The organism is Paenibacillus sp. URB8-2 (assembly GCF_013393385.1).
Lineage (GTDB): Bacteria > Bacillota > Bacilli > Paenibacillales > Paenibacillaceae > Paenibacillus_AQ.
The window spans coordinates 3,306,493-3,332,815 of the sequence record NZ_AP023239.1; the positions used below are offsets into that span (position 1 = coordinate 3,306,493).

Here is a 26,323-nt window from a genome sequence, read left to right on the forward strand (position 1 = left end):
CTATTGTGCGATAAATTCGGTTGGCGAACCAAATTTATTGTAACATTAGGAGGAATTTTTTTTGATACATCGCTGGAAGCTCTCCCGAACCATACGCATAGCGTATGGTTTTCTTTTGCCAATCAAAGGCCAGCTTCCGCAGAAGCTGGCCCGTTAGCTATTTATAAGATTGGTTGTCCCTTTATACTCAGATCAATACAGCGACGGCTTCGCTTATTTCGCGGCAGGCCTTCGCACAGTCCAGACAAGCGTCGATGCAATTCCGGCAGTGCGTCTGCTCATACCTACCGCATTCCTTGGCAGTGGCTTCGCAAATATCCGCGCATAGGCTGCAAATATCGGCAACGTACGGACTTTGGCGGGTCATGGCCTGGATCGCATAAGCGCAAATATCGGCGCATTCCCGGTCCATCCGGATGCAATCCCGCAGCAGTGCAAGGTCATATTCTTTCAGGCTTGAGACATAGCTTGAGTTACAGGCGTTCATACATTTAAGACAAGCGTCAATGCAGTCCTGGTATTGAATTCGGGTCATAGCCTTAAACCTCCTGCAATCTGATGTTGTATGCCTTAGTATTAACCTCCGGCCGCATAGACGAATCAGCGGTGCCCCTCCCGTTCCCCCGCCCATCCCTTTTTAAAAGCCGTATGATCCCTGATGCCATGATGCTACAAACTTCGTTTTACAGACGCCGGCCGGCTGAACAATCGCCCTTCCAAATGCAGCAGTTTCTTGCGCAGATCCCCTGACGAGAAATGCTCTCCGATAAATACCGCCACGTCCCGAACATCTCCCTGCGGGGTGATTTTTATAAAATCCGACTCTTGATAAGCGTATTGAAAGAGGAATCGACCCGAAGTATCATTAAAGGTCAGCACTCCCTTAGCTCGGTATACGTCGGCCGGTAATTCCTTGATAAAGGCTTCGAATTCCACGCTATTAATCGGATTCGTGAAAAAATGCGTGTACGCCATAACATGGTCATGAGCAGCACGGCCCGTATCTGCGGCGACAGTCTCTTCCTCTTCCGTGAAGCCTTCGCCGCCAGCTTTGGAGCCTGGAGATTGGTCGTCAATCGCCCCGTCCGAGGTTCCCGCAAGCGATGCGTTATCCGAGGAATCAAGCAGATTATCCAAGTCTACCTCGCACCGTACGGCCGGAATAATCTCCGCATAAGCATTCCATTTTCGGAGTACCCCGCTCACTTCTACTGCCTCTTCCGGAGACACGCGGTCCGTTTTGTTCAGAATGAGCGCGGAAGCGCTGCGGATTTGCTCCTGCATTAGCCGGTAAGTGGCGCCCTTCTGCTCTCTGTACAGTTGGAGAAGATGGGCTGCGTCGACTACGGTAATCAAGCCCTTCAGCTCGACTTTGCTGTATAGCGACGTTTCGGTAACGTTATCGATGATATCCAGAGGATTAGCCGCACCCGTAGCTTCGATCACGATCACATCGGGCGATTCTCTCTTCATAAGTGTAGTAAGCTCCATGCTGAGATCGGCGCTTGCCGAGCAGCAAATACATCCCGACAGAAGCTCGGCCATCGGCACGGATTCGTCGACCAGCATGCCGTCAAAGTTAACATCTCCGAGTTCGTTCATGACAACGGCCGGACGCATGCCCTTGTTCTTCCAAAACTCCAGCAGCCTATACAGCAGAGTCGTCTTTCCGCTGCCCAGAAATCCCGACAAAATATATACAGGAACAGCATTTTCCATTAATTTGATCTCCCCCCGGGTTCTCTTCTGTAAGCGAGTGTACTACATTCCTTGGCAGTGAAGCAACCTCATAAATAACAATGTAAGCGATTTTTAGGTAATTGTTAACATTATATTGCGTCAGCACATATCTTCGTTTTCTTGCGGCCGGTGTTCTATTCCACTATGATAGGGGCATGCGAATTTCCACGAAAAAAAAGCGTCAAGGAGTGATAATCACCGATGAGTTCAGTCGAACAGCACCGGATGGAAGCGCCGGATTCGGTCAATTGTTATGTAATTACAGTCTCGGACACCCGGACGATGGATACGGATAAGAGCGGCCTGCTTATCGAGACTTTGCTTGAAGAGTCCGGCTATAAAGTTGCCGGGCGGACCATTGTGAAGGATAACTATGACGATATCCGCGAGCTGATTCACATTTGCGCAGCAGACAGCGCCATCGAAGCTGTGCTGCTTACGGGCGGCACCGGAATTGCTCCTCGCGATTCCACCTATGAGGCCGTAGAGTCGCTGCTTGACAAGACGATGCCCGGATTTGGAGAGATTTTCCGATACTTGAGCTATGCCGAAGACATCGGAACCGCGGCCATCTTGAGCCGGGCGGTTGCCGGAACGATCGGGAACACCGCCGTGTTCTCCATGCCCGGATCGACAGGTGCGGTCAGGCTTGCGATGACCCGGCTGATCATTCCCGAGCTTCGGCATGTGATGCGGGAGATTTATAAGTCTTCCTGAAGCTCCGCTTCACCTTTTATCACCGGCCTCCGCTCTTGCCGGACCCCTCTTTGCCGGATCTATTATGGGGTCCGGTTTTTTGCATTGACATTTCCAAATCCATCCTATAAAATGTTGAACACTTTTCGCGAAAGTGGTTTTTGATTAACCATTTGGTTAATCGGAAAGGAACATAATGAGCTCATTGCCATCCTTGCATCATAAAATCAAAACCGTCGTCAGTCCCTTCCATGAAATGCTGTGCAGCCTGCATGTACTGTTCCAACCCGAGCATCATCCAAGGCGGCTTCAGTGGTCACAGGAGCTGCTCAAAGAAATGCCGCCGCATCTTCGGGATGGTATCCGCCAAATTGGCGGATTAACCGACTGCTGGACCGCATTAATGGATCTGGCAGACCATTCGGGACTGCCTATGACCTGCCGTAAAGGCATAGATGCGCTGAACAGCCTTCCGGATGCGGAACTGGTCCATCTTGCGTTAAACAATGAAGTGCCGATCGGCAGCGTCATCCAATGGATGAACGGCACAAGAGGGCTGGAAGCGGAGGAATTGGAGGAAGCAGGGCTGTCCCTGCTCGACTCGCTGGTTGAATTCCGCAAGCTGCTAGCAGACACGTTAACACTTTACGAGGAATCCTTTTTCCGCCGGGAATGGCAGGTTGTTGAACCCTGGCTGCAGACGGCCGCCGCCGCCTTTCAGCAGGAGGCCGAAAAATCCGCTGAAAAAGCCGTCGCATCCCTGCATCCGCGGCTTTTTGCGGAGAAAGGGGCGATTACCGCCCAAAAAGCGAAAACGTACCATTTTGCCTATGACAGCCTGGAGCATATTTATGTGTTTCCCAGCACCTTCATGTTCCCGCATCTCTTAATCGGCTGGTGCGGAAAAGATCTCTATCTGCCGCTTGCCGTCGACATTCCGGAGCTGCCGTACAACGATTCTCCGCCGGCCGATCTGCTTCTGCGTTTCAAGGCGCTTGGCGACGAAACACGGCTCAAGATCGTGAAGCTGCTGTGGAAAGGACCGCACTGCACGAAGCAGCTTGCTCCCGTTCTCGGCATTTCCGAAGCAGCCGTTTCCAAGAATCTGAAGCTGCTGTCCGAAGCCGGTCTGATCAGGGCCAAACGCCGGGGAAGCTACCAATTCTACTCCGCCGACAAAGAGGAATTTGAAATGACTCTTGTGCTGCAAAGACAATTTCTGGAACAGTAACCTAAAGCAAGAGCCGTAAAAAGGAGCGCTTGAAAATGTGGCACACCGCCGTCGCGACATTGGTCAGGAACCAAAGGTCCAATCTCAGAGCTTATCCCTGGACGTTTACATTCGGCCATATTATTGATGGAACGTATCTCGTTCTCGTCTCTTATTTTTCCTATGTTTATTTAATTAAAGGCGATATTCAATCCCAGTTTGCCGCCTACACAGGCACCTCCGATTATTTGACGTATGTGATTATCGGCGGGGCGCTGAATCTTTTTTCGGTCAGCATGATGATGAATGTTTCGAGAGCGCTGATTACGGAGTGGCGGGAAGGGACACTGGAAGCGCTGCTGCTCTCCCCTTCCAGCCGTTTCGGTTATTTTGCGGGCACTGCCGTTCAGCAGCTGTTCCGCAGTCTGTTCGAGCTTGCCGTCGTACTGATTTTCGGAATTGCGGCAGGTTTGAGGCTGCCTCATTTCGATGCTTTTTCGGTGCTGATCGGCATCTTCGCCTATTTGTTGTCCTGCTTTACGATGGGACTTCTGCTGGGCTGCGTGATGCTGTATTCGCGGGATACTTTTTTTGTGCAAAATACGCTGTTCGCGTTCACCGCACTGCTGTGCGGGTTTCAGTTCCCCCGGGAGTACCTTCCCGAAGCTCTTCGGATCGCAGGGGAAGTGTTTCCTTTAACCGATGCGCTGGGGCTGCTGCGCGGCAGTCTGATGACAGGCGGGGTTATCCGGTTTGGCGATATTATCCCCGTCCTGCTGCTGTGCGCTGTCTATATCACGCTTGCGCTATGGAGCGGCAGAAGAATTGAACGGAGAATGTTCGAGCGGTATTGAGAGGGAAAATGCCCGATTAAGAAGAAAGGTTGTGAAGGTATGATCGCTATGAACGAGGTTACCAAAATATACGAAACCAAGAACAGACTTGGCTGGTTCCGATCGGAACGGGTAAAGACCGAGGCGGTTAAATCATTGTCGCTTACCCTTGAGCCAGGACAAATAACCGGCCTGCTGGGGCTTAACGGAGCCGGCAAAACGACGACCATCCGCATGCTGTCCACCCTGCTTGATCCGACGGAAGGCAACATTGAGGTGGACGGTCTAGAGATGGACCGCAACCGCACCGCTATTCAGCAAAAAGTGAATATGATCGCCGGCGGCGAAAGGATGCTGTATTGGCGGCTCACGGGCAGGGAAAATCTCCAATATTTCGGGTCTTTATACGGTCTGGACTCTGGCCGTCTCCGGCTGGAAAGCGACCGGCTGCTGACCGAGGTAGGTCTTTCCGAGGCGGCTGACCGTCCGGTGGAGCAGTATTCCAAAGGCATGAAGCAGCGGCTGCAAATCGCAAGAGGACTCATCAATGACCCGAAATATCTGTTTCTGGATGAGCCGACGCTTGGCCTTGACGCGCCCATAGCCAGACAGCTGCGCGGGATGGTCCGCAGTCTTGCGAAAGAACGGGGAAAAGGCATTCTGCTGACCAGCCACTACTTGCAGGAAGTAGAAGAGCTGTGCGACACCGTATATGTGCTAAACCGCGGGGAGCTGCTGATGTGCGACACTCCGGACCGCATTGTGGCAAGAGTGGCGGGCATGCAAACGGCTCATTTTGAATTGACGGGCTGGAGGGATGAGCTGAATCCTCTGCTGATGGAGTACCTGCACACCGAATTCGGGCTAAACCGGAAGGAATGGACGGAGCTACATGCGCCTTCTGCCGATTCCAGCTCTTCCCTCGGGGAACCCGTCCGATTGACCTTAAAAAGCCGCTCGGCCGACAAGCTCATCACCAAGCTTTTGCCCTGGACAGCCGAAAATGGACTAAAGGTCGTTTCCTTTTCCGCCGAAAAGCCCAATCTTGAGGATGCCATCATTCTGCTGTCGGAAGGAAAAGTGTCATGAAGCTGCGCGGCTATATGATCTCGCTCCGGGCGGAAATTCTGAAACAGCACAGAAGCCGCACTCGGGGAAAAGCCGTATTTTTCTCGATGCTGCTCTGGCCTGGCTTTGCTTTTCTGACCTCCTACTACGCGATGCAGCCCTATCGGACGGGTGAAGGCTCGGCGTTATCCATGGTAATTCCGCCAGGCGGAATTCCGCTATTCCTGCTAAGCGGCTATCTGGTGTTTCAGCTGTTCTGGACCACCGTCCATTCAGCTTGGCTGTTTGAGCAGGAGCGCAAACAGAGCACATTGGAAATCATTTTTTTGACATCCTCACCCAAAATGGCCTTTCTATTCGGCCGCTCCCTATATTCCCTGTTCAACGGAATTTGGATGTTCGCGGCGTTCTCCTTCCTGACCTTTTGGTTTGTCGCCGATCCCGGACAGGTGAAATGGGCCGTTCTGCTGCCGGTGCTGGCGCTTATCGTATGCTCTGCGGTCATCTGGGGAGCGATGCTCAGCGCCGTCTCCCTGTTCTCCCGTGACTCCGGCCTGCTGTATTACATTTTTCAGGCTCCGATGGAGCTGTTCGGGGGTGTGCGCATCCCCCCTTCCGTCTTTCCGGTGTGGGCAAAAGGACTTTCTCTGCTCTTTCCGGTTACCTACAGCCTGATCCTCGTTCGAGGGGCACTGTACGGAAATACCGGCGGACAATGGATGTGGGCGCTTGTCGTGCTGATTGCTGCCGATGCCGCGCTTGTATGGCTGACGGGGTACCTATTGGCAAGGGCTGAGAGGCATGCAAGACTCAAGGGAAACTGGAGTTTGTTCTGAATTAAAGCGTGGAAAAAGGGGCTCCCAACCGTTCGTCATCTTCTACGGTATCGGGAAAGCCCCTTCTCTTGTGTTCAATCGTTTAACGATACGTGCCCAGCACTCGGTCATAAATGTCCTCGATCAGCCGCAATCCGCCGTTATAACCTGCATAGCCGCAGTTTAATACCAGCCTGTAAGTGATCGGCACGCTGACTGGAAGCAGATCAGCCCCGATATCGACAGCCAGATCACGTTCCCAGCCGCTTCCGAGAATCAGCGCCCGCTGCTTCGGACTGCTCTTCCTGATGTTTTCCTGGATTTCCCCGCCATCCACCGAGAATTCCACCTTCGCCGACCTTCTGTCGGAGATACGGCGGAACTGCTCACGGATTCCTTCGCGGTACTGTTCTGGAGTATCATCGACAATGTATTGAACGTCCGCCGGAATAATGCCCAGCTCATTCAATAAATATTTGGAAAAGCCTACGGCGTAAGTTGCGTCGAGGATCGTGTAAAATAAACGCGGAATTCCGTAACGGAACTCCAGCATGAAATCGGCCGTACGTTCGATATGCGTATAGAATTTACGTTCTTCATCCGCGATGAATTTCTCAGCCTTTTCACGGTCCACGCTGGCGCCGAATGCCGCAACCTCCCTCAGGAAACGGCCAGTCTCCAACCCTCCAACCGGCAAATAGGGAAAATGATAAAACGGCGTTCCGTATTTCCGCTTGAGCAGCTTGGCGCTTTTCAGTCCCGGCCATGCGGAAACGACAATATTAAATTCGGCCTGAGGTACGGTAAGCCACTCGGATACGCCGCCCGATTCGGGACCGAAAAGGATATTCGGTGTGAGACCTATGCCTGTCAGCAGCCGTTTGATCTCCTGCAAGTTGCCGATCCAATATGGGTCCTGGTACGGAATGGAGGCAAATACATTGACCAGTCCTGGTATGACTTGATCTTTGGCAGGCGCATACCGGTCGACGTACTGCTCGATAATCGCCTTGATGATAAGGTCATGGCTGACATAGTTATTGCTCTTGAAGCCGCCAGTCTCCGCGAACACAATCGGCTTACCGAGATTTTGAAATTCACGGGTCACCTGGCCGACATCATCTCCGACAATATCGGAGGTGCAGCCGGTGAGCACGACGAACAGGTCGGCGTCAATGACCTTGAACGCTCCGTCAATGACACCCTTCAGTTTCTTCTCGCCGCCAAATACCACCTCAGATTCGCTGGCATTGGTGCAGGGGATCGTACTGCCTCCCGCATAGCCTTCACCTTGCCCGAGCAGGCCGTGGATTTTGGTGCTGCAGCCCGGTCCGGCATGAACGATGGGCACGGCCCGCTGGATTGCGATGACCGTCTGCTGAACGCCCAGCGCGCAGGAATACCTCGGCTGTTCAATAAGCTTTGACATGAGTGTTGCCTCCCAAAAAAGTGTATGGATCTTGCTCCAGCCACCATTTGGTGTAAGGCATGGAACTGTGTTTCGCCAGGTTGGTCACAAACTCCCGGTTGTCGAGCGTCTCTAAAATGCGTTCCGCATAATTAAGCAGCCCCTGATAACCCCAGCTGAAATGTTCATCCCCGATCAGCAGCGTAGGAATGCCAAGCTTCGCACCCCAGAGCGTCATTCCCCCATGACGGGCGATCATCAGGTCCGGACGGATGCGATTCAGAATATTGACCAGTTCGTAAGCCTGCTTGTTGCAGACGTTGTATCCCTTTATATCCCCGTATGTCTTGACCGTGTGATCCAGCATATCCGCCGCGGAACTCTCATTGTCATAAATGGGATCATGATGGAAAATAGCTGCGCCCTGCACATCGATCCCGAGTTCACGAAGCAAGGCGATCAGAGCATGGCCGTGGGCCGACCCCGCCGTTAAATAGCAGGTTGTACCTGTAAGCTTAGCCCGGTACTCTTCCAACTTCGGCAGTACAGCGGCTCGCTCCTCAAGTATAATTTCCTCGATCTCGTCTTCACGGTCCAGAACGCGTCCCAGCTCGCGCATCCAGGCATCCGTTCCCGCCAAACCGTAAGCCATTGGAGCCTTGATCTCCGGCACTCCGTATACTTGCTCCAGCGCGGCTCCCATATAGGTTCCAAGCGTAGGACAAATCTGAATCGTTGCGGCAGCCTCGGAAATGGTTTCCAGCTGACTTACTGTGGAGAAGGGAACGACGTAGTTCGCTTCGTAGCCCAAGCGGTTCAGCAGCTTCGAGAATACATCACTGCCCCAGAAATTGATGATATTCACTTTATTCGTCCGCTTCTGCGGAGGCTTTACAATCTTGCGCACGATAGAGTGGTAGGCGGCGTCAAAGCCGGAGGTCCAGATTTTGGATCTGAAACCCTCGCAGACACAGTTGACAACCGGTATGCCGAGCTCTTTCGTCATCCGGTCTGTGACACTTTCCACATCTTCTCCTATGATCCCCGAGGCGCAGGACGTAGTGACGAAAATCGCATTCGGCTTTACCCTGTCATACGCGAGGCGTATCGTCTTCTCCAGCTTGGATAGGGCACCGAAGACCGTATCCATTTCCTCGATATTTGTATTGAAATATCTGCCAATGGCCGGCGGAAGATCACGCTCCATCTGTCCGACCCGGTAAACAAAATTAAAGCCGAAGAAATCCCCGGCACAGCCGACGGGCGCATGGTTAACCATCGCCGCATCCCGAATCATGGATAATTGGCAAAAAGCGTTCCCTGAGCTGCAGCCCATGCATTGGCTGAAAGAACGGGTGCCGTCCTTGAGACAGCCGTTGCTGGAGCAGTCGACCAGTTCTCCCGCGGTGCCGGCAAAGCCCGTTATCGAACCCAGACGCTTCTCGCGCACCGGGACCTCGGTTAAATTCAAGTTCACTTTCGGCATGTCCTCTCCTCCTTTGCGTTATAAAATATTCCTGCTGAATTGAAGGCACCAGAAACGCTACACCAGTGTCTCCACAAAAGCTTTCTCGAACGCCTGCTCCAAATCGGCGATCAAATCGTCGGCATTCTCCAAACCAATGGAAAGACGGATCGTTTCCGGCTTGATTCCGGCTAAAATCTGTTCTTCCGCGTTCAGTTCGCCATGCGTCGTCTTCGGCGAATTGATAATCAGCGACCGGGCATCTCCCACATTGGCATGATAACTGAACAGTTCCACCGAATTGAGGAAGATCTTGAGCTGCTCATCGTTTCCTGTGAAGCCAAAGGAGAAGATCGAACCGGCGCCTTTCGGGAAATACTTGTCGGCCAGTGTTTTGTACGGATTGCCTTCGGCGGCGGGATGGTTAACCCAGCTTACTTTGTCGTTTCCTTGAAGATACTGTACAATTTTCAGCGCGTTCGACACCTGCTTGTCAATCCGCTCCGACAGCGTAACAATGCCTTGAATCAGCAGGAAAGCATCGAACGGGCTGAGCGAAGCTCCAAAATAAGCCAGATAACTGAGCCGTATTCTTGTCGTAAACGGGGCATCCGGGAACACCTCAAGAATGCTGCGTTCGCGCCCTGTATTCTGATCTCTCAGCAAGAACTGTGGCTCTTGAAAGTGCGGGAATTTTCCGTTGTCCCAGTTAAATTGGCCGTTCTCCACGATGACCCCGCCGAGTGTCGTTCCATGGCCCCCGATCGCTTTGGTCGCCGAGTAAATGATAATGTCCGCTCCATGAGCAAAAGAGTCGAATAAATACGGAGTACCGAACGTATTGTCGATAACCAGCGGAATCCCGTTGTCATGCGCAACCTTGGCGATGGCTTCAACGTCCAGGATCGTCGCATTCGGGTTGCTGATGCTCTCAATCAGCACCGCTTTGGTATCCGGTCCGATGGCTTGGCGGAAGGATTCCGGATCATCCGAGTTCTCTACAAAATCGACTTGGACGCCGAATTTAGGGAATAGGCGCTTGATGGCGTCAAAGGTTCCTCCGTACAGCTGAGGCGTTGTTAAGATTCGCCCGCCCCCCTCTGCCAGGTTCAGCAAAGTATAAGCAATCGCGGCCATTCCTGACGCGACGGCAACAGCACCGGTTCCTTTATCCAGAGCAGTCAACCGCTGCTCCAGCACATCTACGGTCGGATTCCCGATCCGTGTGTACAGGAAGCCCGCTTCCTCAAGACCGAACAATTTCTCGGCCCGTTCCACGCTGCCCAAATCGTATGAAGCCGTCTGATAAATCGGTACGGCAACCGCATAATTATGATCGCTGGATTGGTAGCCCGCTCTTACCTTTAATGTGTCAAAGCCCAATTGTTTCTCGCTCATACAGGTCCCTCTTTTCGATTAATGTATTTGGATCAAGCCCTATTGTAAAATGGCTCCTCGGCCCGAATGAAGAAAGGCTAACAATCTGTCCAAAGCCTTTTCAATTGGGGCCTCGACGGCAAGAGCCGTAGTTCCCAGATTGTGGAGCACCGCCGCAGCGCCTGGACCGATCCGCCCGACAAGGACATATGAACAGTCAGCCAATGACTCGGCCACAGCCTGCAACCGGCTTTGCTCATGTCCGTTTTGACTGGCAGGATTGCCTATTTTCCGGTTTTCGCTCAGTACATACAAACCTTCTTCATCGACGTCGTAGATCATAAATCGGTCGCACTGGCCGAAGTGCTGGTCTACGGCATAACCGTCTGAACTGCCTACTGCCACTTTCATTCGTATCCCGTCTCCTTCAAAAAGATAAGTTCGTACATTCCCCTCCTCGGTAAAACAAAGAGGCCCGCTCGTAAACAAAGCAGGCCTCCAATGGTTTTGGTCGGCGTGTGACAAATTTCACAACAATAGCCAAAATATTAAGAAGAAACGGCTTAGCCGTCCTCCGTAAAGGAGACATCCGTTTCTCGTAGAAATATAAGGCAATTTATAAGCGTGAAACTTAAAAATTTTTATAATTAAAAAAGGCCGGAGCAATCCTGTCTGTCAGGAAGCATCCGGCCTGCGGTTAACCGCTCGGCTAAAAACTCTTTAATACCAATTGCTTTACTTTGTTTTAATATACCGATTAATATTGCATAATTCAATCCCTTAATCGTGAATTAAATGTGATCTTTTGCAGAAAATAAATGAAAAACAGCAAGCCTCATAACGAGACTTGCTGTTCGGATTAAGCGGTATAATGGTTCTTACAGTTCCGGATGCTCATGCTTCGCTTTGAGACGGCTCCAGCGGCGCTGAACCTCTTCCTTGAAGTTGTTCAGGGCTGCTTCGTTCTCTTCCTTGAGAAGATGCTTGGTTTTCCCCATGCCTTTGAGCCATTCGGTAACGTCGACGCGCTTCTCTTTCTCTTCCGGATTGTACGTAATCGTGGTAACGCCTTGTTCCACTTCATACAGCGGGAAGAAGCAGGAATCAACTGCGAGAGATACCAGCTTAGTGCCAACATTGTCCTCGGTCATCCAGTTCAGCGGGCAGGCAGACAAGATTTTGCCATATACAAGCCCTTCGTTCTGAGCGTACCATTGAGCTTTGGCGGCTTTCTTCACCAAATCCTGCGGGAATGCTTCGCTGCCTGTGAACACATAAGGAATATTGGTGGCAGCCATAATTTGCGGAGTATCTTTATGCTGCGTCACTTTACCTTTTTGCGTCTTGCCGATGCTGGATGTCGATGTGCGGTGACCGATTGGCGTCGAGTACGATTGCTGTGCGCCTGTATTCATATAACCTTCGTTATCATATTCCAATACGATCATTTTGTGTCCGCGAAGCGCGGCGCCGATTGCCGGTCCCATACCGATATCCATGCCGCCGTCGCCGGTAACCATTACAAAGGTAAAGTCGTCTTTCAAATTAAGGCTGTCAAGCTCGCCGCGGCGTTTGCGTTCCCAGAACATTTCAACCACGCCGGACATTGTCGCGGCCCCGCTTTGGAACAGGTTGTGGATGAAAGTCGATTTATGGGAAGAGTAAGGATAGCCGGTCGTTGTAACATAGGCGCAGCCTGTGTGGTACAGAGCAACAATATCTCCTTCAATACCTTTGAAGAACAGCTCCAGACCGGAGAAAATACCGCAACCCGGGCAAGTGCCGTGACCTGGGGACAAACGTTTCGGTTTAACGGTCAAGCTGCGCATTGGCGGAATCTTAACCTTGAGTTTGCCTGTCTCTTCATCCTTGTCCACAGTAATCAAGCCAGTCTTGAGAGACTCGAATTTAAGCGGTTTGAGCACACGCTTCGGCGCGCTTTCAGCAGCGCCCGGGTTGTGGCCATAGTAGTCGAAAGGAACCTTTACTTCACCGGATTCCGCTGCTTCAATAGCCAGTTCGAACAGGCTGTGGCCATCTTCGGCGAAGAAGTCCTTGCCGCCGACACCGTAAATCCGGCTGATGACCTTCGTTGTGGTGTTGCCGTAGGTGAACAGGGCTGCTTTGATTTCGTTAACCATGTTGCCGCCATGCGCTCCGAAAGAATCCGCGCGGTCGCCAACGGTAATGGCTTTGACGTTCTTCAGCGCTTCGGCGATTTGCTTCTGCGGGAACGGACGGATAATGTTCGGCGAAATAGCGCCGGCTTTCACGCCTTTCTCGCGCAGTTGGTCGACAACGTCCTTGATGATCTCGGAAGCGGAGTTCATCAGGAATACCGCAACCTCGGCATCCTCCATGCGATACTGCGACAGGATTGGGTAATAGCGGCCTGTCAGATCGCCATATTCCTTAGCGATTTCTTCAAATACTTCCCCGGCATTGTACATCGCCACGGATTGTTGGTATTTGTTGTTAATATAGTCCGGTTCATTCATGTAAGGGCCGACAGAAATCGGATTCTCGCGGTCCAGGGTATCGTCATAACCGGTCGGTTGAGGACCTACGAATTTCTGAACATCTTCGCGGTTCGCAATAGCTTGGACACGGCGTTTTTGGTGAGAAGTGAAATATCCGTCCATGGCCACAAGCACGGGAAGGCGAACCTTGGCATGCTCGGCAAGTTTGATTGCCATGATGTTCATATCATATACGGACTGCGGATCCGGACACATCAGGATCGGCCAGCCGGTGTTCAGCGCAAAATACAGATCGGAGTGATCGCCGTGAATGTTCAGAGGTCCGGAAATGGAGCGGCAGATGAGGTTCATGACCATCGGCATCCGCGTACCGGATTGAACCGGAAGCTGCTCCAGCATGTACAGGTAGCCTTGTGCGCTTGTCGCGTTAAATACGCGGCCGCCCGCGGTGGACGCGCCATAGCATATGCCTGCGGAGCTGTGTTCGCCGTCGGAAGGCACCAGCATGATGTCATGCTGTCCGCTGGCTTTCATGGAATCGAGGAACTGCGCAACCTCCGTGGACGGGGAGATCGGGAAATAGCCCATCACATGGTAGTTGATTTGATGTGCAGCGTAAGCCGCCATTTCATTGCCGGATTCATATAAAAACTTCTGCTCCACCTTGGCGGAGCCGACTTCCTTTTCGTAATCGATAGCCATTAGTGTTCCACCTTTCTCTCGGGATTTAGATCTGGTTTACAAGATCAAAAGTATGTCGGACCGTATTGGCTTCCGCAAAGCCTTCCTTCTCACGCGCACGGGAGAGTGCGGATGTCGGGCAGGCTTCCACGCATTTGAGGCAGCCTTTACAGTATTGATAATCGATCCCTTTCAGGAACATCATCGATTTGCCTTTTTTATTGATCTTCTCTTCCCAAACGAAGCACATATCCGGACAAACCGTGTCGCACTCCGCGCAGTTGATGCAGGACTCATTGTCATATACCGGCACAAGCCCGGAACGGGAAATGCTGAGATCCTTCAGGAAGGTTGTTCCCGGATTGATGATGGTGCCGCCAATCGGCTGGGTTTCATATCCGAGCGGCGAAGTGTCGGACCGTACAAACTCCGGCATGCTTTCGCCTTCTGGCAGTTCAAATGTATGGAACTTCACTTCATTATAGCCACGGTCGAAAGTCGTAATGGCCGATTGGACCGCTTGAGGATATTTCTTGCCGAGCGACTTCTCGATAACGCTCTTCATTGTATTGGGATCAAGGAACGGGCAGAGGCGGAACAGACCACCCAGCATTGCCATGTTAACGCGGTTCTTCTCTTCCAGTGCGATAATGGTAGCATCGACAACGGCGATTGTGCCCGCGGTTACACCAAGCAGCTCCTTCAGTTCTTCGGGAGATTTCGCCGAGTTGATCAGCACCGTACTCTCTGCGGTAATGCCGCTTGTTACATTAACAATCTTGCCCATTGCTTCGTGGAATACGGCAACGACATGCGGCCGTTCAACCGGAGAGGTATCGCGGATCGGCGTATTCAAATCGCAGAAACGGATATGCGCCTTAACCGGCGAACCTTTCTTCTCCGAACCGTAAGACGAGAAGCTTACGCCGTTCATGTTCGCGCCCACTACTCCAGCTTCAGCAAGCATTTTACCGGCCAGGTTCGCGCCGAGACCTCCTATGGATTCGAGACGGATCTCGAAAAACCCGAGTTCGTTCACTTTCGGTAATTGTACCACCGACATAACCCCTTTCTTCTGTGTCAGCTAGAATAACATCCTGAATGACTTTTTCAAAATTGTACCTTGATTCTACAACAAGTGAAGTGATAAATCTTGCATGCGGCAGCTCAAGAGAATCATAATAATTTATAAAATACCAATAATTCTCTTATAAGCGACAAAGCGGCGTAACAGCGAGAGGAAGAAATCTCCCATGAAAATCATTGAATGTGTACAAAATATGTCTTTCGCTCGCCTGTGACATTTGTTACCTTTAATCTAACAAAAAAATTAAAAATTAAGATGTTAAATTTGTCACATTAATAATGATTAAAATCACCTTATATGAAAGAAAAAATTGATGACCGACATAGCCGCTGCTTTGTACAGCAAAAAAACTTCCCCCGGAGCCGCTTAATTGCCCGAAGGAAGTCTCTTAAATCCCGCTTTTCGGTTGTCTTCGAAAAATGAATGTAATGCAAAATGATTTTCACAAAATAATCAAAAATAAAACGGTGAATTTCCTGCGCTATTCCCGGTCTGCCAGCATATGCGCCTTGATCAGCTCCTGCTTTCGGTTCCAGACCGTCTCGCTGAGGCTGACCCGGTAGACCTCCGGATTCAGCTTGCGCAGGTATTCCGGCCAGAACAGGTCCATCTGCTCACGATGATAGCGGCGAATCTCTTCAAGTCCCGGAAGATTGTATACCTGAAAACCGTTAACAAAGATAGGTTCCAGCATCGCCAGCGCCTCATAACGTTCCACGTTCTTCTGCAAATAGGGATGCAGCGGGTTGAACAGCTTCAGCGGACGGCCGTTTCTTGGACGGTCCTCATCCGGGAAGCTGATATAATCGGACATCGCTTTTCCGTTCGTGCCGATAATGCGGTAAACTTCCTTTTTGCCGGGTGTGGACACCTTCTCCGGATTGGAGGAGATCTTGATGGTAGGCACCATCTCTCCGTCCTTCGATTCAATCTCCACCAGCTTGTATACGCCCCCAAGCGCAGGCTGGTCGGATGCGGTAATCAACTGTGTGCCGACGCCCCAGGTGTCGATTGCCGCACCCTGCAGTTTCAGGTTGGAAATCGTGTTCTCATCCAGATCATTGCTGGCGACGATTTTGACATAATCCAGCCCCGCGTCGTCAAGCAGCTTGCGCGCCTGAATGGACAGATACGCCAAGTCGCCGCTGTCAAGCCGGATCGCATTCATCCGCTTGCCTATGGCTTCCAGCTTCTTCGCTGTGGCAATCGCGTGCGGCACGCCGCTGCGAAGTGTATCAAACGTGTCGACAAGCAGCGTGACTCCGTCCGGCAGCACCTTCGCGTAGGTGTCGAACGCTTCCTGCTCGCTGCCGAAGCTCTGCACCCAGGAATGGGCGTGAGTTCCCTTGGCGGGAATGCCGAACATCCGGCCTGCCAGCATATTGGATGTGGCGTCGAAGCCGCCGATATAAGCCGCACGAGTGCCCCAAATGGCCGCATCGGCTTCCTGGGCTCTGCGGGTGCCGAATTCAAGCAGAATGTCGTTCCCCGCCACCTGCTTGATCCGCGACGCCTTGGTTGCGATTAGTGTCTGGAAGTTCATAAAATTAAGAATCGCCGTCTCCACCAGCTGGGCTTCCATAATCGTGCCCTCCACCCGGACCAGCGGCTCTTCCGGAAACACTAGAGCGCCTTCTTTCATCGAATGAATCGTGCCCTGAAAATGGAATTGCAGCAGTTCTTCCAGGAAAGCCGGCGCGTAATTCTCTTCCTGTTCCGACAGGTAGCGGATATCTTCCTCCGTAAACCGGAGAGAACCGATATAACCCACAATCCGTTCCAGACCGGCAAATACGGCAAAGCCGTTGCCAAAGGGCAGCTGGCGGAAATAAGCCTCAAACACGGCGCGGCGCTTATGGGTGCCGTTCACCCAATGGGCGTACATCATATTGATCTGGTATTTATCCGTATGCAGAGCAAGCTCTCTGTTCAACTCATCATCTCCTGTCATTGCTGCCCACTTATCCGTTCTCAGGCAGAAAAAGCGGCTGTTCGCCGCTTCCCTTCCGTTTACCGTCTATATTTTTTAAACCTTATTTGCGTCTTTGACCACCTTCGCGCCCAGGCTTCCGGCAAAATGCCCGAGCGCCCATGCATGTCCTTCGGGATTAAAGCTGGCTACGGCGTCCTCATGCACAACGATGGAGAAGCCTTTATTGTAAGCATCCACGGCCGTATGCAGGACGCATATATCCGTGCAAACGCCGATCAGGTGCAGCTCGTTGATCCCGCGTTCCCGCAGCTTCAGTTCCAAATTCGTTCCGCAAAAAGCGCTGTAGCGGGTCTTATCCATCCAGTAGATGTCATTCCGGCGGGCTTCATACACATCCTTCAGCCTTCCGTAAAGCTCCCTGCCTTCGCTCTCCCGGAGGTTATGCGGCGGAAACAGCTTGCTCTCCGGATGAAAGGCATCATCCTTGTCGTGCAAATCGACGGCCATGACCACAAAGTCGCCGTTCTCCGCAAAATCCCCGGTTAACCGGCAGATCCGGGCCTCGATCTCGATCCCCGGCTGTCCCACCGGCAGGCTGCCGTCGACAAAATCCTTCGTGTAATCGATTACGATCAGCGCTCGCATCCAAGCGGCCTCCTCCCGTATACTCCCCAGCTTCTCCCCATCTGACTAACTTAAACCGTAAATCAGGTATAAATGGATAAGAGCGGCTGATGATCGGTAAACATGTACAGCTGCGCCGGCCGCTGCGAGTATTGATTGGAGCTCAGCGGATTGCCGTCCGAGTCCCGCACTTCCTGTAAAATGCCTTGGCGGCTGCGTGTGGAAGTGATTTTGCGGATAAAGTTCGGTTCCTTAAATTCCGGAACTACCGTCTGAATCACCTGATACAGCTCGCTGAGTGTAAAATGAGGCGGCAGGAACTGCTTCGCAATCGTTGTCTGCAGCATCTGCTGCTGAATCCGCAGGTAAGCGTCCGTAATAATATTGTGGTGGTCGAAGGCCAGCTCCAGCTCCTCCAGCGCCTCCTGAAGGGTAAACAGGCCGACCTCCCCCGCATCGTCAGAAGCCTGCCTTTGCTCAAGCATCCATTCCTCGACCAGCGCGAAAAAAGCGTGGCTGATGATCCAACCGCGGGGGTCACGCCCCGGCGTGCTGTATACCCCCAAGTATTCCAGGTGGCCGCCGTCGACTCCCGTCTCTTCCTTTAACTCCCGTGTAGCCGCATCATATATCGATTCGTTTTCCTGACAGAAACCCCCGGGTAGAGCCCACATTCCTTCACAAGGCCATTTCTTCCGCCGGATCAGCATCACCTTCAGTTCACGCAGCGGAAGCGTCTTCGTAACAGTCTTCCGTTCGCGTTTGGTCAACGTGAACATGACGATATCGGCCGGAACGCCGTCCGGAGTGCGGTATTTTTTGGCGTTGTAGTGTTGTTCCCCGTTCTCGCTCACCATAGATCCATCCTTTGCCGCAGCTAAATTGCGTTATTGTATCCTTAAATGTACCAAACCTAAACTTCGAAAATCAACAACCTTGTTACGTAAAGTTACATATTCTTTTCATCATAAAGCCTTGTAGCGGATAATTTCAGTTTGATTCGCACACCGGCACGATAATGACCCTGCCGCTTACCGTAAGCGCAGGGTCATTTCTCTATTACCGGAGTGCCGCCCTGACCGGGCGCTTGCCGGTTATGCTATTCGCCGCATTTAGATGGCGGGGCTTCGGTTCCGGCCTCGACATTGATTTTCTCCGAGACGGTGTCCCGAATGACAGATACGACCAATTGCAGCAGGTAATTGATGTCGGTTTGGCTTTGCTGAAATTCGGTAACAAGCGGAATGTCGTCGATTTCGCCTTGAAGCTCGTTGATCTCGCGTTCGATTTTGGCCACCATTTCGTTATTCCCGAAGCTCTCGAAGGCGACGATCTCCTTCTGCTTCTTCTTCATTCTGGAAATCAATTCCTGAACGCGTTCATGATTCCGGATTTTCTCCTCTGCCTGCTGAAACTGCCTGACTTCCTCACTGGTCGAAATCAACGACGCGAGTTCCTTGGCTTTTGCCAGGATATCGTCACGCACAATCAGATCGCGGGTATCATAGGTCATCATCCCGTATTTGTTCATACGGCCTTTTTCCTCTGTCATACCGGGTCGCTCACTTTCGTTATGGAGTTAATGGACGGCGGCAGCTTCGGTAACGCAGACGCCTTTGATATACCAGGTCTTCGTATCGGTGATGCGTACGTTCACAAAGCTTCCTACAAGCTCCTTCGGCCCTTCAAAATGAACCAGCTTGTTGCTCCGGGTCCGTCCGGACAGCACGGCGGCGTTATTCTTGCTCTCGCCTTCGACCAGCACTTCCACCGTTTGTCCGAGCATCCGCTCGTTGCCGATCCGGCTCTGTTCGCTGATCAGCCCGTTCAACCGACGCAGCCGGTCGCTCTTGACCTCTGCCGGCACATTGTCCTCCATAGCGGCCGCCGGGGTTCCTTCACGGGGAGAATAAATGAACGTGTAGGCCATGTCGAAACCGACTTCGCGCACCAGCGACATCGTTTCCTCGAACTGCTCCTCCGTCTCGCCTGGGAAGCCAACGATAATATCCGTGGTCAGCACAAGGTCCTTGACCGATGCTTTCAACTTGCCGAAGAGCGTCAGGTAGGTCTCCCGGCTGTACTTGCGGCTCATTTTCTTCAGAATGGCGTTACTTCCGGATTGAACGGGCAGATGGATGCTCTCCATCAGGTTGCCGCCCTTGCCCAGCACCTCCACAAGCTTATCGTCAAAATCGCGCGGGTGAGAGGTCATGAACCGGATGCGCGGGATGTCGATCTTCCGCAGATCGTCCATCAAATCGCCAAACGTGTAATCGATATCGGCAAAATCCTTGCCGTAAGCGTTCACGTTCTGCCCGAGCAGCGTCACTTCTTTGAAGCCCTGGCGGGCCAGTTCGCGAAGCTCCGCGATCACATCCTCGGGACGGCGGCTTCGTTCCTTGCCCCGGGTGTACGGGACGATGCAGTACGTACAGAACTTGTCGCAGCCGTACATGATGTTGACCCAGGCGCGCATGCCCTCCCTTTTTTTCGGCAGGTTCTCGATAATGTCGCCTTCCTTGGACCAGACTTCCACCACCAGCTCTTTGCTGAACACCGCTTCCTTGATCAATGCCGGAAGACGGTGGATATTATGTGTGCCGAAGATCATATCGACAAACCCGTGCTTCGCCATGATCCGGCTTACGACTCCCTCTTCCTGGGACATGCATCCGCTGACGCCGAGCAGCAGGCCCGGTTTCTCCGTCTTCAGATGCTTGAGATGGCCGAGTTCCCCGAATACCTTGTCTTCGGCGTTCTCCCGGATGGCGCAAGTATTGAGCAATATGATATCCGCCTCGTTCCGGTCCTCGGTGCTCCGGTAGCCCATCTGCTCCAGCATGCCCTTCATTGTCTCGGTATCATGCTCGTTCATTAGACAGCCGTAAGTCGTGATGTGGTACAGCTTGCCTTCGCCAAAAGCTCTCATGTCCTCGGGAATGGCAAAATCGTAGTGGACTTCTATATCTTCCTTGCCGCGCCGTTTGCCTTCCTTATAGTCGGGCTGGCTGTTTACCTGAATGGTTCGTCCCTTGATGCGGTAGGTGGTCTTTCCCTCTTGTTCGCTGATCACCTTGGCTCCGCTAAAATCGAAGTATTTGGAGTAATCCTTGGCACCCTTGCCGGATTTTAAGTCCGGTGAGTTACTCTCCTTGGTCATGCTGTCACATCCTCTATTCGAAAACGATGATTTTTAGGTTCGCTTGCAATTAAAAATTATAACATAGTGCCGCGGGATATATCCATATGCTCAAATTTTAGGTGTTTTCGAATGCTGCAATTTCAGTATGGGAGTTTTAAGTGCCTTAGGTACTAAAAAGTACGTACTATTCGTAATGTGCGTTTGAACATACAATGATTTTGCCGGTGGTGCTTCGAGATTTCAAATGGATTTCAATGAAAGTGTAAGGATGTAAGTGTAAAATTTCACAATCTAAAACAGGAATAAGGAGAGGATTCATCATGTTTACCAAGATTTTTGAACCGGGCAAAATAGGTAATTTAGAAATTAAAAACCGGCTGATTGTACCGCCGATGCTGTCCGAATATGCCGCAGAAGACGGCAGACTGACTGAACGTTATATAAGGTACTACGAGGAAAAAGCCAAAGGTGGCTGGGGCCTGATCATCGCCGAGGATAATGCAATAGAGCCCAGAGGCGCCGGATTCAAAAATATAGCCGGGTTATGGTCCGATGAACTCATGGAAGAACATAAGGAATTGGTTGAACGGGTTCATAACGCAGGAGCTAAAATAGCGGTCCAAGTGTATCATGCGGGCAGAGAAGCCAGCAGTGAAATTATGGGGATGAGACCGGTTGCCCCTTCAGCCATTCAAGACCCGACTCAATCTGAAACCCCTGATGAATTGACCACTGAGGAAGTGAAGGAATTGGTGGAGAAGTTCGCACAGGCCATCAGAAGATGTAAAGAAGCAGGCTATGATGCCATCGAGCTTCATGGAGCGCATGGATATTTAATCAATCAATTCGTCTCCCCTTTCTCCAACAAGAGAACCGACGCCTATGGCGGAAACCTGATGAACCGGCTGCGGTTCCCGCTTGAAATCATAGCCAGAGCCAAAGAATTGGTCGGCGATGAGTTCCCGATTATTTACCGGATTTCTGCCGATGAGCTGGTGGAAGGCGGACTGACCATCGAAGATACGAAAGTGATCAGTCAGGTGTTGGAGCAAAGTGGCGTGGCGGCAATTCATGCTTCTGCCGGGGTATACAAGAGCGGAGCAATCGTATCTGCGCCCACAGCGATCAGAACGGCCGTATTCTCCGACTATGCCAAAGAAATTAGAAAAGTGGTCAACATACCGGTATTCGCCGTAAACAAAATCATTTATCCCCATGTGGCGGAGTCGATTCTAAAAGAAGGCAAGGCGGATTTTGTGGCCATGGGCCGGGCTTCTACAGCAGATCCTCAATTCCCGAACAAGGTGAAGGAAGGACGGCTGGATGAAATCATTTTCTGCATCGGCTGCAGACAGGGCTGTCAATGGAGAATCGCTCAGCAAAACCCTGTTTCCTGCTTGGTCAACCCGTTGACGGGCAAAGAAGGTGAGTATGAGCTTAAGGAAGCTGAAGTTAAAAAGAAAGTCATGGTAATCGGCGGCGGTCCCGTTGGGATGGAAGCAGCCATTATCGCCGCAAAACGCGGTCATGATGTAACTTTGTACGATAAGAGCGATAAGCTTGGCGGACAGTGGCTCCTTGCCGCAATCCCTCCCGGAAAAGAACTATTGAATACCTTTACCGTATGGCAAAAGGGCGAGCTTGACCGGTTAGGGGTAAAAGTCGTGTTAAATACAGAGGTAACTAAAGAATTCGTAGAACAAGTGAACCCGGATGAAATCATACTCTCCTCGGGCGCCGCTCCAATCATTCCCGGAATACCGGGCGCGGGTAAATCTCATGTATTTACGGCAAATGATGTATTGTTAGGAAAAGTGGATCTGGTGGATCATGTAGTCGTCATTGGCGGCGGGTTGGTAGGAGCGGAAACGGCAGAACATATTGCGGTTCACAATCGGAAAACCTCCATCGTTGAGATGCGTCCGGAAATTGCAGCAGACATGGAGCCGGCATCCAAGCAGTTCCTGATGGAATCCTTAAAGCGTAATGAAGTGACCGCGTATGTAAATTCAAAGGTTCTGGAAATAACGGATACTCAAGTAATCATTGAAACGGAAAAAGGACGACAATCGCTGCCTGCTTCTTTGGTCGTTTTGGCCATAGGATCAAAGTCCAATAACGCATTAGCTTCGGAACTTGAAGATAAGTACAAAGTTAAAGTGATCGGCGATGCTGCAGTTGTCGGCAAAGCTTTGGAAGGCATCAACCTTGCTTACAAGACGGCTTTGGCAATATAACGGAAGCGCCTGATTATTTGACCAGCTCCGTAAACGTCCCAGAAACCGCCTCGGCCAGCCTGCCGGGAGGGAGTTCCACCTGCATGCCTATTTTACCGGCGCTTACCGCCATTTTTTCTAGCGTTTCCGCGCTTTGGTCGATGAAAGTTGGGTAATGTTTTTTCATACCGACCGGAGAACAGCCACCCCGGATGTATCCGGTCCATTTTTGCAGATCCTTCATGGGGAGCATTTCGATTTTCTTCTCACCAGCGGCCTTGGCCGCTTTTTTCAAGTCCAACTCTTCCGCAACCGGGATGACAAAGACATACAGATTGGACCCGCTGTGCGAGACCAGTGTCTTGAACACGCTCTCCGGCGGTCTTCCGACCTTCTCCGCAACGGCCGTTCCGTGAATTTGACCGTCCTCGTTGTTATAGGCAAGGACTTCATAGGGTACTTTTTGGGCGTCTAATATTCTCATCGCGTTCGTTTTACTAACCTGCATAGCTGATTCAAAAGCCTCCGTTCGCCATAATCTCATACTTTCATTATACTTTTTAGTTTAGAGAATTCCCAAGCCCGTGAAACGGACCGGAAATTTCGGTAAAATTGACAATCGCATCGAACTTTTAGGAAACGATTAACACGCGTCTAACGTTCCGGATTTATACTGTAACCAAACCGGCATTTGAAAGGAGTGTAGTCAATGCCTAATCTATGGATGCATATCGAATATGGACGGCGCTTAAAGGATGATCTGAAATCTTACCCACCTTTTAGGGACAGCTTATCCGACTATACTCTCCTCTACCAGCTAGGCTGTCAGGGTCCGGATCTCCTGTATTATCACGGCTTTCTTCCTTGGAGCAAAGATGTCGGAGCGTCCCGGCTTGGCGATTTCATGCACAGCCGCAGCTGCGGCGGGGTGTTGATGGAATTCTGGGACAAGGTCCTTCTGCTTCCGCTGCAAGAGCGCAGACCTGCTGCAGCTTATTTTGCGGGCTTCATGACTCATCACTTGCTGGACCGAACTCTCCATCCTTATATCAATTGGAAATCCGGCTACAAACATAGGGACCATCAACGGTTCGAGATCGCCCTCGACACAGTGTTTATCAAATGGCTGAACGGCCGGAATACATGGACAATGCCCGGATGGAAGGAGATTCACGCCGGACGGTCTCTCCCCTCAGATGTTGTGGATATTCTGCATGCCACCGCGTGCGCTTTTTATCCCGAAATGGCAAACTTCCCAAGATCATGCTGGCAGGAAGCTTACCGTGATATGGTTCTTGCGCAAAGATTGCTGTTCGACCCGCACGGCTGGAAGAAAAAAATCGTTCACGGACCAAACGCCGGATTATTCTACCGCAAACTCTCTGCCGCCGAGGAAAAGCTGGATTATCTAAATGAACGGAATACCCCCTGGAGACATTCGGCGCTGTATTCGGAGGTCAGAACGGACAGTGTGCCGCAGCTGTGGGAACAGGCGCTTACAGAAGGTCGGTTGGTGATGACGGCGCTGTCTGACTGGATTCAAGCGGAGTCCCGAATAGAGGCTGAAGTGAAGCGTGAGCAGTTCCGGGTGAAGCTCGGCGACCGCTCCTACGATACAGGCAAAGAGTGCGGTTCGAATCTGGTCAACCAGTATGCCGAGCCGATCTGGGAGACGGCTTCAGGAAGCTGGTAAAGTGAAGAGCGATGCACTTATGTAAGTTAAGTTTATGACGCTAAAGATAGCTGAAGGATATAGATAAACCGCGAGGCAGCGTTCCGTTAAGGACGGGCTTCGCGGTTTTTGTTACGCTTGGAGGCTCCCTGCATCATCGATAACACCATGGCAACCCAACGAACCCCATTAAGAAACGATGCCTTCCGTTCCTCCGGCTGCCGGCTGTCCATCCGGCGGTCTGCCCTGTTGTCTGCTGTCGCTCTTTCCCTTCTCCACATCCACCTTTGCCGCAATCGCGATGCCAAGTCCAAAGAACAGCAGCAGCGAGAGTATACCCATTCGGGAACTGCCGGTAAGCTGGCCGATCAATCCGAAAGCGAAAGGCCCGAAGATTGAGGAAAACTTGCTTGTAATGTTGACAAAGCCGAACAGTTCTCCCGTACGGCCCCTGGGCATCAAATCGCTCAGCATCGAACGCGAGATGGATTGGCTTCCTCCCTGAACAAGCCCGACCATGATCGCGAGCGCGTAAAAATGCGAGGCGCGGGTCATTAAGTAACCGAGTGCCACGATCAGCACATACATGAACAGCGAGGCCAGCAGAGTCCGTTTCGCTCCGAATTTCACCGCCGCTTTTCCGAGCAAAAGTGTGCTTGGGAAGCCCACAAACTGCGTAATGAGCAGCGCCAGTATTAGGTCGCTCGTGCCGATGCCAAGCGTCGTTCCATAAATGGTCGCCATCAATATAATGGTGTTGATCCCGTCGTTGTAAAACCAGAAAGCGGCAATCAACTTGAACAGCTGGGGATAACGCCGGATGTCCCGGTAAGCCCCCGCGATGCGCTTAATACCGGCTCGTACATACCCCGACGCGCTGAGCCCTTCGGTCTGGCGCTCCAAGTTCGGCACCCGGCGCATGATGGGCAGCGAGAACAGCAGCCACCACACTCCCACTGTCACAAAAGACCAGCGTGTGCCCGTCAGCCCGTCGCTCATGCCGAACAACGAGGGCTTCTGGATCATAAGGAGGTTTAACGCGAGCAGAAGACCTCCGCCCACATATCCGGCTGCGTAGCCTTTAGCCGAGATTTCGTCCCTTCGTCCGGGAGGCACCAGGTCGGGCAGCATCGAGTCGTAGAACGCGTTGCTTCCTGCGAATCCGAGCGTCGACAGTACAAGCAGAGCCGAAGCCGTCAGCCAATCGCCTCTTTCAACCAAAGCGAAGCAGGTTGTGGATGCGACACCAATCAGCGCAAAGCCTGTTAAAAAGGTCGTCTTCCGGCCCGAAAGATCCGAAATCGCGCCAAGCAGTGGCGACAACAAGGCGACCAGAGCCATTCCAACGGCATGGGTATAAGCCAAGTAGGATGCCGCTGTTGTCTTATCCAATCCTTCACCCGCAACCGAACTGTAAAATACGGGAAGCACAGCTGCCAACACCGTTGTCGCATAAGCGGAGTTGGCCCAGTCATACATAATCCAAGCCCGAACAGCAGATTTATTCACGCTTTCACCCTTCCTCTCCATAGCCCGCTGCCCTGTCAAGCGGCTGAGAGCCCGGTATCTTTGCATCTATTATACCGAATATACAGCAAAGGAATATTCAATAAGTGTTCACTCAGTATAAAAATTCGGTAGATATCCAATATAGAAAGTGCGGGAAAGGCCTTCGCAAAACATGCTGCTGTCAGCCGCGGGGCGGAAACGGATCGTTGCCGTAGCTGTGGGATTCGGAGATTTTACTGCCGCCGGGTCAACCAGATTAAGCAGTCAGGAGCACGAAGAGAGTTTAAGCGCATGAAAAAAGCGGAGGATCGCTCCCCCGCTTTCTTAAACAAGATATAAATAAAGTTCAGTTCTGGCAACGACG

At 51.8% G+C, this 26,323-nt stretch carries 22 protein-coding genes; 7 read left to right on the forward strand and 15 right to left on the reverse strand.

Annotated elements, in window-relative coordinates; all coding sequences use genetic code 11:
* Nucleotides 1-187 precede the first annotated feature (187 nt).
* Nucleotides 188-535, reverse strand: a complete 348-nt coding sequence (locus tag PUR_RS15155; protein WP_124693879.1) for a four-helix bundle copper-binding protein — start codon at nucleotides 533-535, stop codon at nucleotides 188-190.
* 134 nt (nucleotides 536-669) lie between these two features.
* Entirely contained in the window at nucleotides 670-1,719 is a 1,050-nt protein-coding gene (locus PUR_RS15160; protein ID WP_179035970.1) for a CobW family GTP-binding protein, read from the reverse strand.
* Between the two features lie 222 nt (nucleotides 1,720-1,941).
* Between PUR_RS15160 and PUR_RS15165 the strand changes: the two genes are divergently transcribed.
* From PUR_RS15165 to PUR_RS15185, 5 genes are all read left to right on the forward strand, one after another.
* Nucleotides 1,942-2,457: a MogA/MoaB family molybdenum cofactor biosynthesis protein gene (locus tag PUR_RS15165; RefSeq protein WP_179035971.1), complete on the forward strand. Its 516-nt coding sequence runs from the start codon at nucleotides 1,942-1,944 to the stop codon at nucleotides 2,455-2,457.
* 175 nt (nucleotides 2,458-2,632) lie between these two features.
* Entirely contained in the window at nucleotides 2,633-3,667 is a 1,035-nt protein-coding gene (locus PUR_RS15170; RefSeq protein ID WP_232101522.1) for an ArsR/SmtB family transcription factor, read from the forward strand.
* A 35-nt stretch (nucleotides 3,668-3,702) separates the two neighbouring features.
* Nucleotides 3,703-4,500, forward strand: a complete 798-nt coding sequence (locus tag PUR_RS15175) for an ABC transporter permease (RefSeq protein WP_179035973.1) — start codon at nucleotides 3,703-3,705, stop codon at nucleotides 4,498-4,500.
* Between the two features lie 39 nt (nucleotides 4,501-4,539).
* Complete coding sequence (locus PUR_RS15180; RefSeq protein WP_179035974.1) at nucleotides 4,540-5,568, forward strand: ABC transporter ATP-binding protein; 1,029 nt, start codon at nucleotides 4,540-4,542, stop codon at nucleotides 5,566-5,568.
* Entirely contained in the window at nucleotides 5,565-6,383 is an 819-nt protein-coding gene (locus PUR_RS15185; RefSeq protein ID WP_179035975.1) for an ABC transporter permease, read from the forward strand. The genes PUR_RS15180 and PUR_RS15185 overlap by 4 nt, the downstream gene beginning before the upstream one ends.
* Nucleotides 6,384-6,465: 82 nt before the next feature.
* On the opposite strand, the gene PUR_RS15190 is transcribed toward PUR_RS15185, so the two are convergent.
* The 11 genes from PUR_RS15190 to miaB all read right to left on the reverse strand — a co-directional run bounded on the left by PUR_RS15190 (nucleotide 6,466) and on the right by miaB (nucleotide 20,580).
* Nucleotides 6,466-7,791: a nitrogenase component 1 gene (locus tag PUR_RS15190; protein ID WP_179035976.1), complete on the reverse strand. Its 1,326-nt coding sequence runs from the start codon at nucleotides 7,789-7,791 to the stop codon at nucleotides 6,466-6,468.
* Nucleotides 7,775-9,256 (reverse strand): nitrogenase component 1, encoded by a 1,482-nt coding sequence (locus PUR_RS15195; RefSeq protein ID WP_179035977.1) that lies wholly within the window; start codon nucleotides 9,254-9,256, stop codon nucleotides 7,775-7,777. Before PUR_RS15195 ends, PUR_RS15190 begins: the two co-directional genes overlap by 17 nt.
* 57 nt (nucleotides 9,257-9,313) lie before the next feature.
* Nucleotides 9,314-10,633, reverse strand: a complete 1,320-nt coding sequence (locus PUR_RS15200; RefSeq protein WP_179035978.1) for an O-acetylhomoserine aminocarboxypropyltransferase/cysteine synthase family protein — start codon at nucleotides 10,631-10,633, stop codon at nucleotides 9,314-9,316.
* Nucleotides 10,634-10,672: 39 nt separating this feature from the next.
* Complete coding sequence (locus PUR_RS15205) at nucleotides 10,673-11,023, reverse strand: NifB/NifX family molybdenum-iron cluster-binding protein (RefSeq protein ID WP_179035979.1); 351 nt, start codon at nucleotides 11,021-11,023, stop codon at nucleotides 10,673-10,675.
* Nucleotides 11,024-11,490: 467 nt separating this feature from the next.
* Nucleotides 11,491-13,794, reverse strand: a complete 2,304-nt coding sequence (locus PUR_RS15210) for a thiamine pyrophosphate-dependent enzyme (RefSeq protein ID WP_179035980.1) — start codon at nucleotides 13,792-13,794, stop codon at nucleotides 11,491-11,493.
* A gap of 25 nt (nucleotides 13,795-13,819) precedes the next feature.
* On the reverse strand, nucleotides 13,820-14,830 hold the full coding sequence (locus PUR_RS15215; protein ID WP_179037932.1) for a 2-oxoacid:acceptor oxidoreductase family protein: 1,011 nt from the start codon (nucleotides 14,828-14,830) through the stop codon (nucleotides 13,820-13,822).
* Nucleotides 14,831-15,341: 511 nt separating this feature from the next.
* Nucleotides 15,342-16,811, reverse strand: a complete 1,470-nt coding sequence (locus PUR_RS15220) for a nicotinate phosphoribosyltransferase (RefSeq protein WP_179035981.1) — start codon at nucleotides 16,809-16,811, stop codon at nucleotides 15,342-15,344.
* A 75-nt stretch (nucleotides 16,812-16,886) separates the two neighbouring features.
* Complete coding sequence (locus PUR_RS15225) at nucleotides 16,887-17,438, reverse strand: cysteine hydrolase family protein (protein WP_179035982.1); 552 nt, start codon at nucleotides 17,436-17,438, stop codon at nucleotides 16,887-16,889.
* Nucleotides 17,439-17,500: 62 nt separating this feature from the next.
* Nucleotides 17,501-18,271 carry an NUDIX domain-containing protein gene (locus tag PUR_RS15230; protein ID WP_442953714.1) on the reverse strand — a complete coding sequence of 257 codons (771 nt, stop codon included), beginning with the start codon at nucleotides 18,269-18,271 and terminating at the stop codon, nucleotides 17,501-17,503.
* Between the two features lie 245 nt (nucleotides 18,272-18,516).
* Nucleotides 18,517-18,948 carry a YlbF/YmcA family competence regulator gene (locus PUR_RS15235; RefSeq protein ID WP_442953715.1) on the reverse strand — a complete coding sequence of 144 codons (432 nt, stop codon included), beginning with the start codon at nucleotides 18,946-18,948 and terminating at the stop codon, nucleotides 18,517-18,519.
* A 48-nt stretch (nucleotides 18,949-18,996) separates the two neighbouring features.
* Complete coding sequence (gene miaB / locus PUR_RS15240; protein ID WP_179035985.1) at nucleotides 18,997-20,580, reverse strand: tRNA (N6-isopentenyl adenosine(37)-C2)-methylthiotransferase MiaB; 1,584 nt, start codon at nucleotides 20,578-20,580, stop codon at nucleotides 18,997-18,999.
* A gap of 302 nt (nucleotides 20,581-20,882) precedes the next feature.
* Between miaB and PUR_RS15245 the strand changes: the two genes are divergently transcribed.
* Nucleotides 20,883-22,799, forward strand: coding sequence for an oxidoreductase (locus PUR_RS15245; protein WP_179035986.1), 1,917 nt, complete (start codon nucleotides 20,883-20,885; stop codon nucleotides 22,797-22,799).
* A 13-nt stretch (nucleotides 22,800-22,812) separates the two neighbouring features.
* Here the strand turns inward: PUR_RS15245 and ybaK are convergent, their stop codons facing one another.
* Nucleotides 22,813-23,286, reverse strand: coding sequence for a Cys-tRNA(Pro) deacylase (ybaK, locus tag PUR_RS15250; protein ID WP_179035987.1), 474 nt, complete (start codon nucleotides 23,284-23,286; stop codon nucleotides 22,813-22,815).
* Nucleotides 23,287-23,487: 201 nt separating this feature from the next.
* Here ybaK and PUR_RS15255 point away from each other — a divergent pair, with 201 nt between their 5' ends.
* Nucleotides 23,488-24,471: a zinc dependent phospholipase C family protein gene (locus tag PUR_RS15255; RefSeq protein ID WP_179035988.1), complete on the forward strand. Its 984-nt coding sequence runs from the start codon at nucleotides 23,488-23,490 to the stop codon at nucleotides 24,469-24,471.
* 168 nt (nucleotides 24,472-24,639) lie between these two features.
* Here the strand turns inward: PUR_RS15255 and PUR_RS15260 are convergent, their stop codons facing one another.
* Nucleotides 24,640-25,959 (reverse strand): MFS transporter, encoded by a 1,320-nt coding sequence (locus tag PUR_RS15260; RefSeq protein WP_179035989.1) that lies wholly within the window; start codon nucleotides 25,957-25,959, stop codon nucleotides 24,640-24,642.
* Nucleotides 25,960-26,323: the final 364 nt, after the last annotated feature.

Coding starts and splice junctions, on each gene's coding strand:
- PUR_RS15175 (WP_179035973.1), top strand. CDS start 3,703: ATGTGGCACACCGCCGTCGCGACATTGGTCAGGAACCAAAGGTCCAAT.
- PUR_RS15165 (WP_179035971.1), top strand. CDS start 1,942: ATGAGTTCAGTCGAACAGCACCGGATGGAAGCGCCGGATTCGGTCAAT.
- miaB (WP_179035985.1), bottom strand. CDS start 20,580: ATGACCAAGGAGAGTAACTCACCGGACTTAAAATCCGGCAAGGGTGCC.
- PUR_RS15190 (WP_179035976.1), bottom strand. CDS start 7,791: ATGTCAAAGCTTATTGAACAGCCGAGGTATTCCTGCGCGCTGGGCGTT.
- PUR_RS15195 (WP_179035977.1), bottom strand. CDS start 9,256: ATGCCGAAAGTGAACTTGAATTTAACCGAGGTCCCGGTGCGCGAGAAG.
- ybaK (WP_179035987.1), bottom strand. CDS start 23,286: ATGCAGGTTAGTAAAACGAACGCGATGAGAATATTAGACGCCCAAAAA.
- PUR_RS15205 (WP_179035979.1), bottom strand. CDS start 11,023: ATGAAAGTGGCAGTAGGCAGTTCAGACGGTTATGCCGTAGACCAGCAC.
- PUR_RS15180 (WP_179035974.1), top strand. CDS start 4,540: ATGATCGCTATGAACGAGGTTACCAAAATATACGAAACCAAGAACAGA.
- PUR_RS15210 (WP_179035980.1), bottom strand. CDS start 13,794: ATGGCTATCGATTACGAAAAGGAAGTCGGCTCCGCCAAGGTGGAGCAG.
- PUR_RS15220 (WP_179035981.1), bottom strand. CDS start 16,811: ATGACAGGAGATGATGAGTTGAACAGAGAGCTTGCTCTGCATACGGAT.
- PUR_RS15155 (WP_124693879.1), bottom strand. CDS start 535: ATGACCCGAATTCAATACCAGGACTGCATTGACGCTTGTCTTAAATGT.
- PUR_RS15160 (WP_179035970.1), bottom strand. CDS start 1,719: ATGGAAAATGCTGTTCCTGTATATATTTTGTCGGGATTTCTGGGCAGC.
- PUR_RS15245 (WP_179035986.1), top strand. CDS start 20,883: ATGTTTACCAAGATTTTTGAACCGGGCAAAATAGGTAATTTAGAAATT.
- PUR_RS15235 (WP_442953715.1), bottom strand. CDS start 18,948: ATGAACAAATACGGGATGATGACCTATGATACCCGCGATCTGATTGTG.
- PUR_RS15225 (WP_179035982.1), bottom strand. CDS start 17,438: ATGCGAGCGCTGATCGTAATCGATTACACGAAGGATTTTGTCGACGGC.
- PUR_RS15255 (WP_179035988.1), top strand. CDS start 23,488: ATGCCTAATCTATGGATGCATATCGAATATGGACGGCGCTTAAAGGAT.
- PUR_RS15170 (WP_232101522.1), top strand. CDS start 2,633: ATGAGCTCATTGCCATCCTTGCATCATAAAATCAAAACCGTCGTCAGT.
- PUR_RS15185 (WP_179035975.1), top strand. CDS start 5,565: ATGAAGCTGCGCGGCTATATGATCTCGCTCCGGGCGGAAATTCTGAAA.
- PUR_RS15200 (WP_179035978.1), bottom strand. CDS start 10,633: ATGAGCGAGAAACAATTGGGCTTTGACACATTAAAGGTAAGAGCGGGC.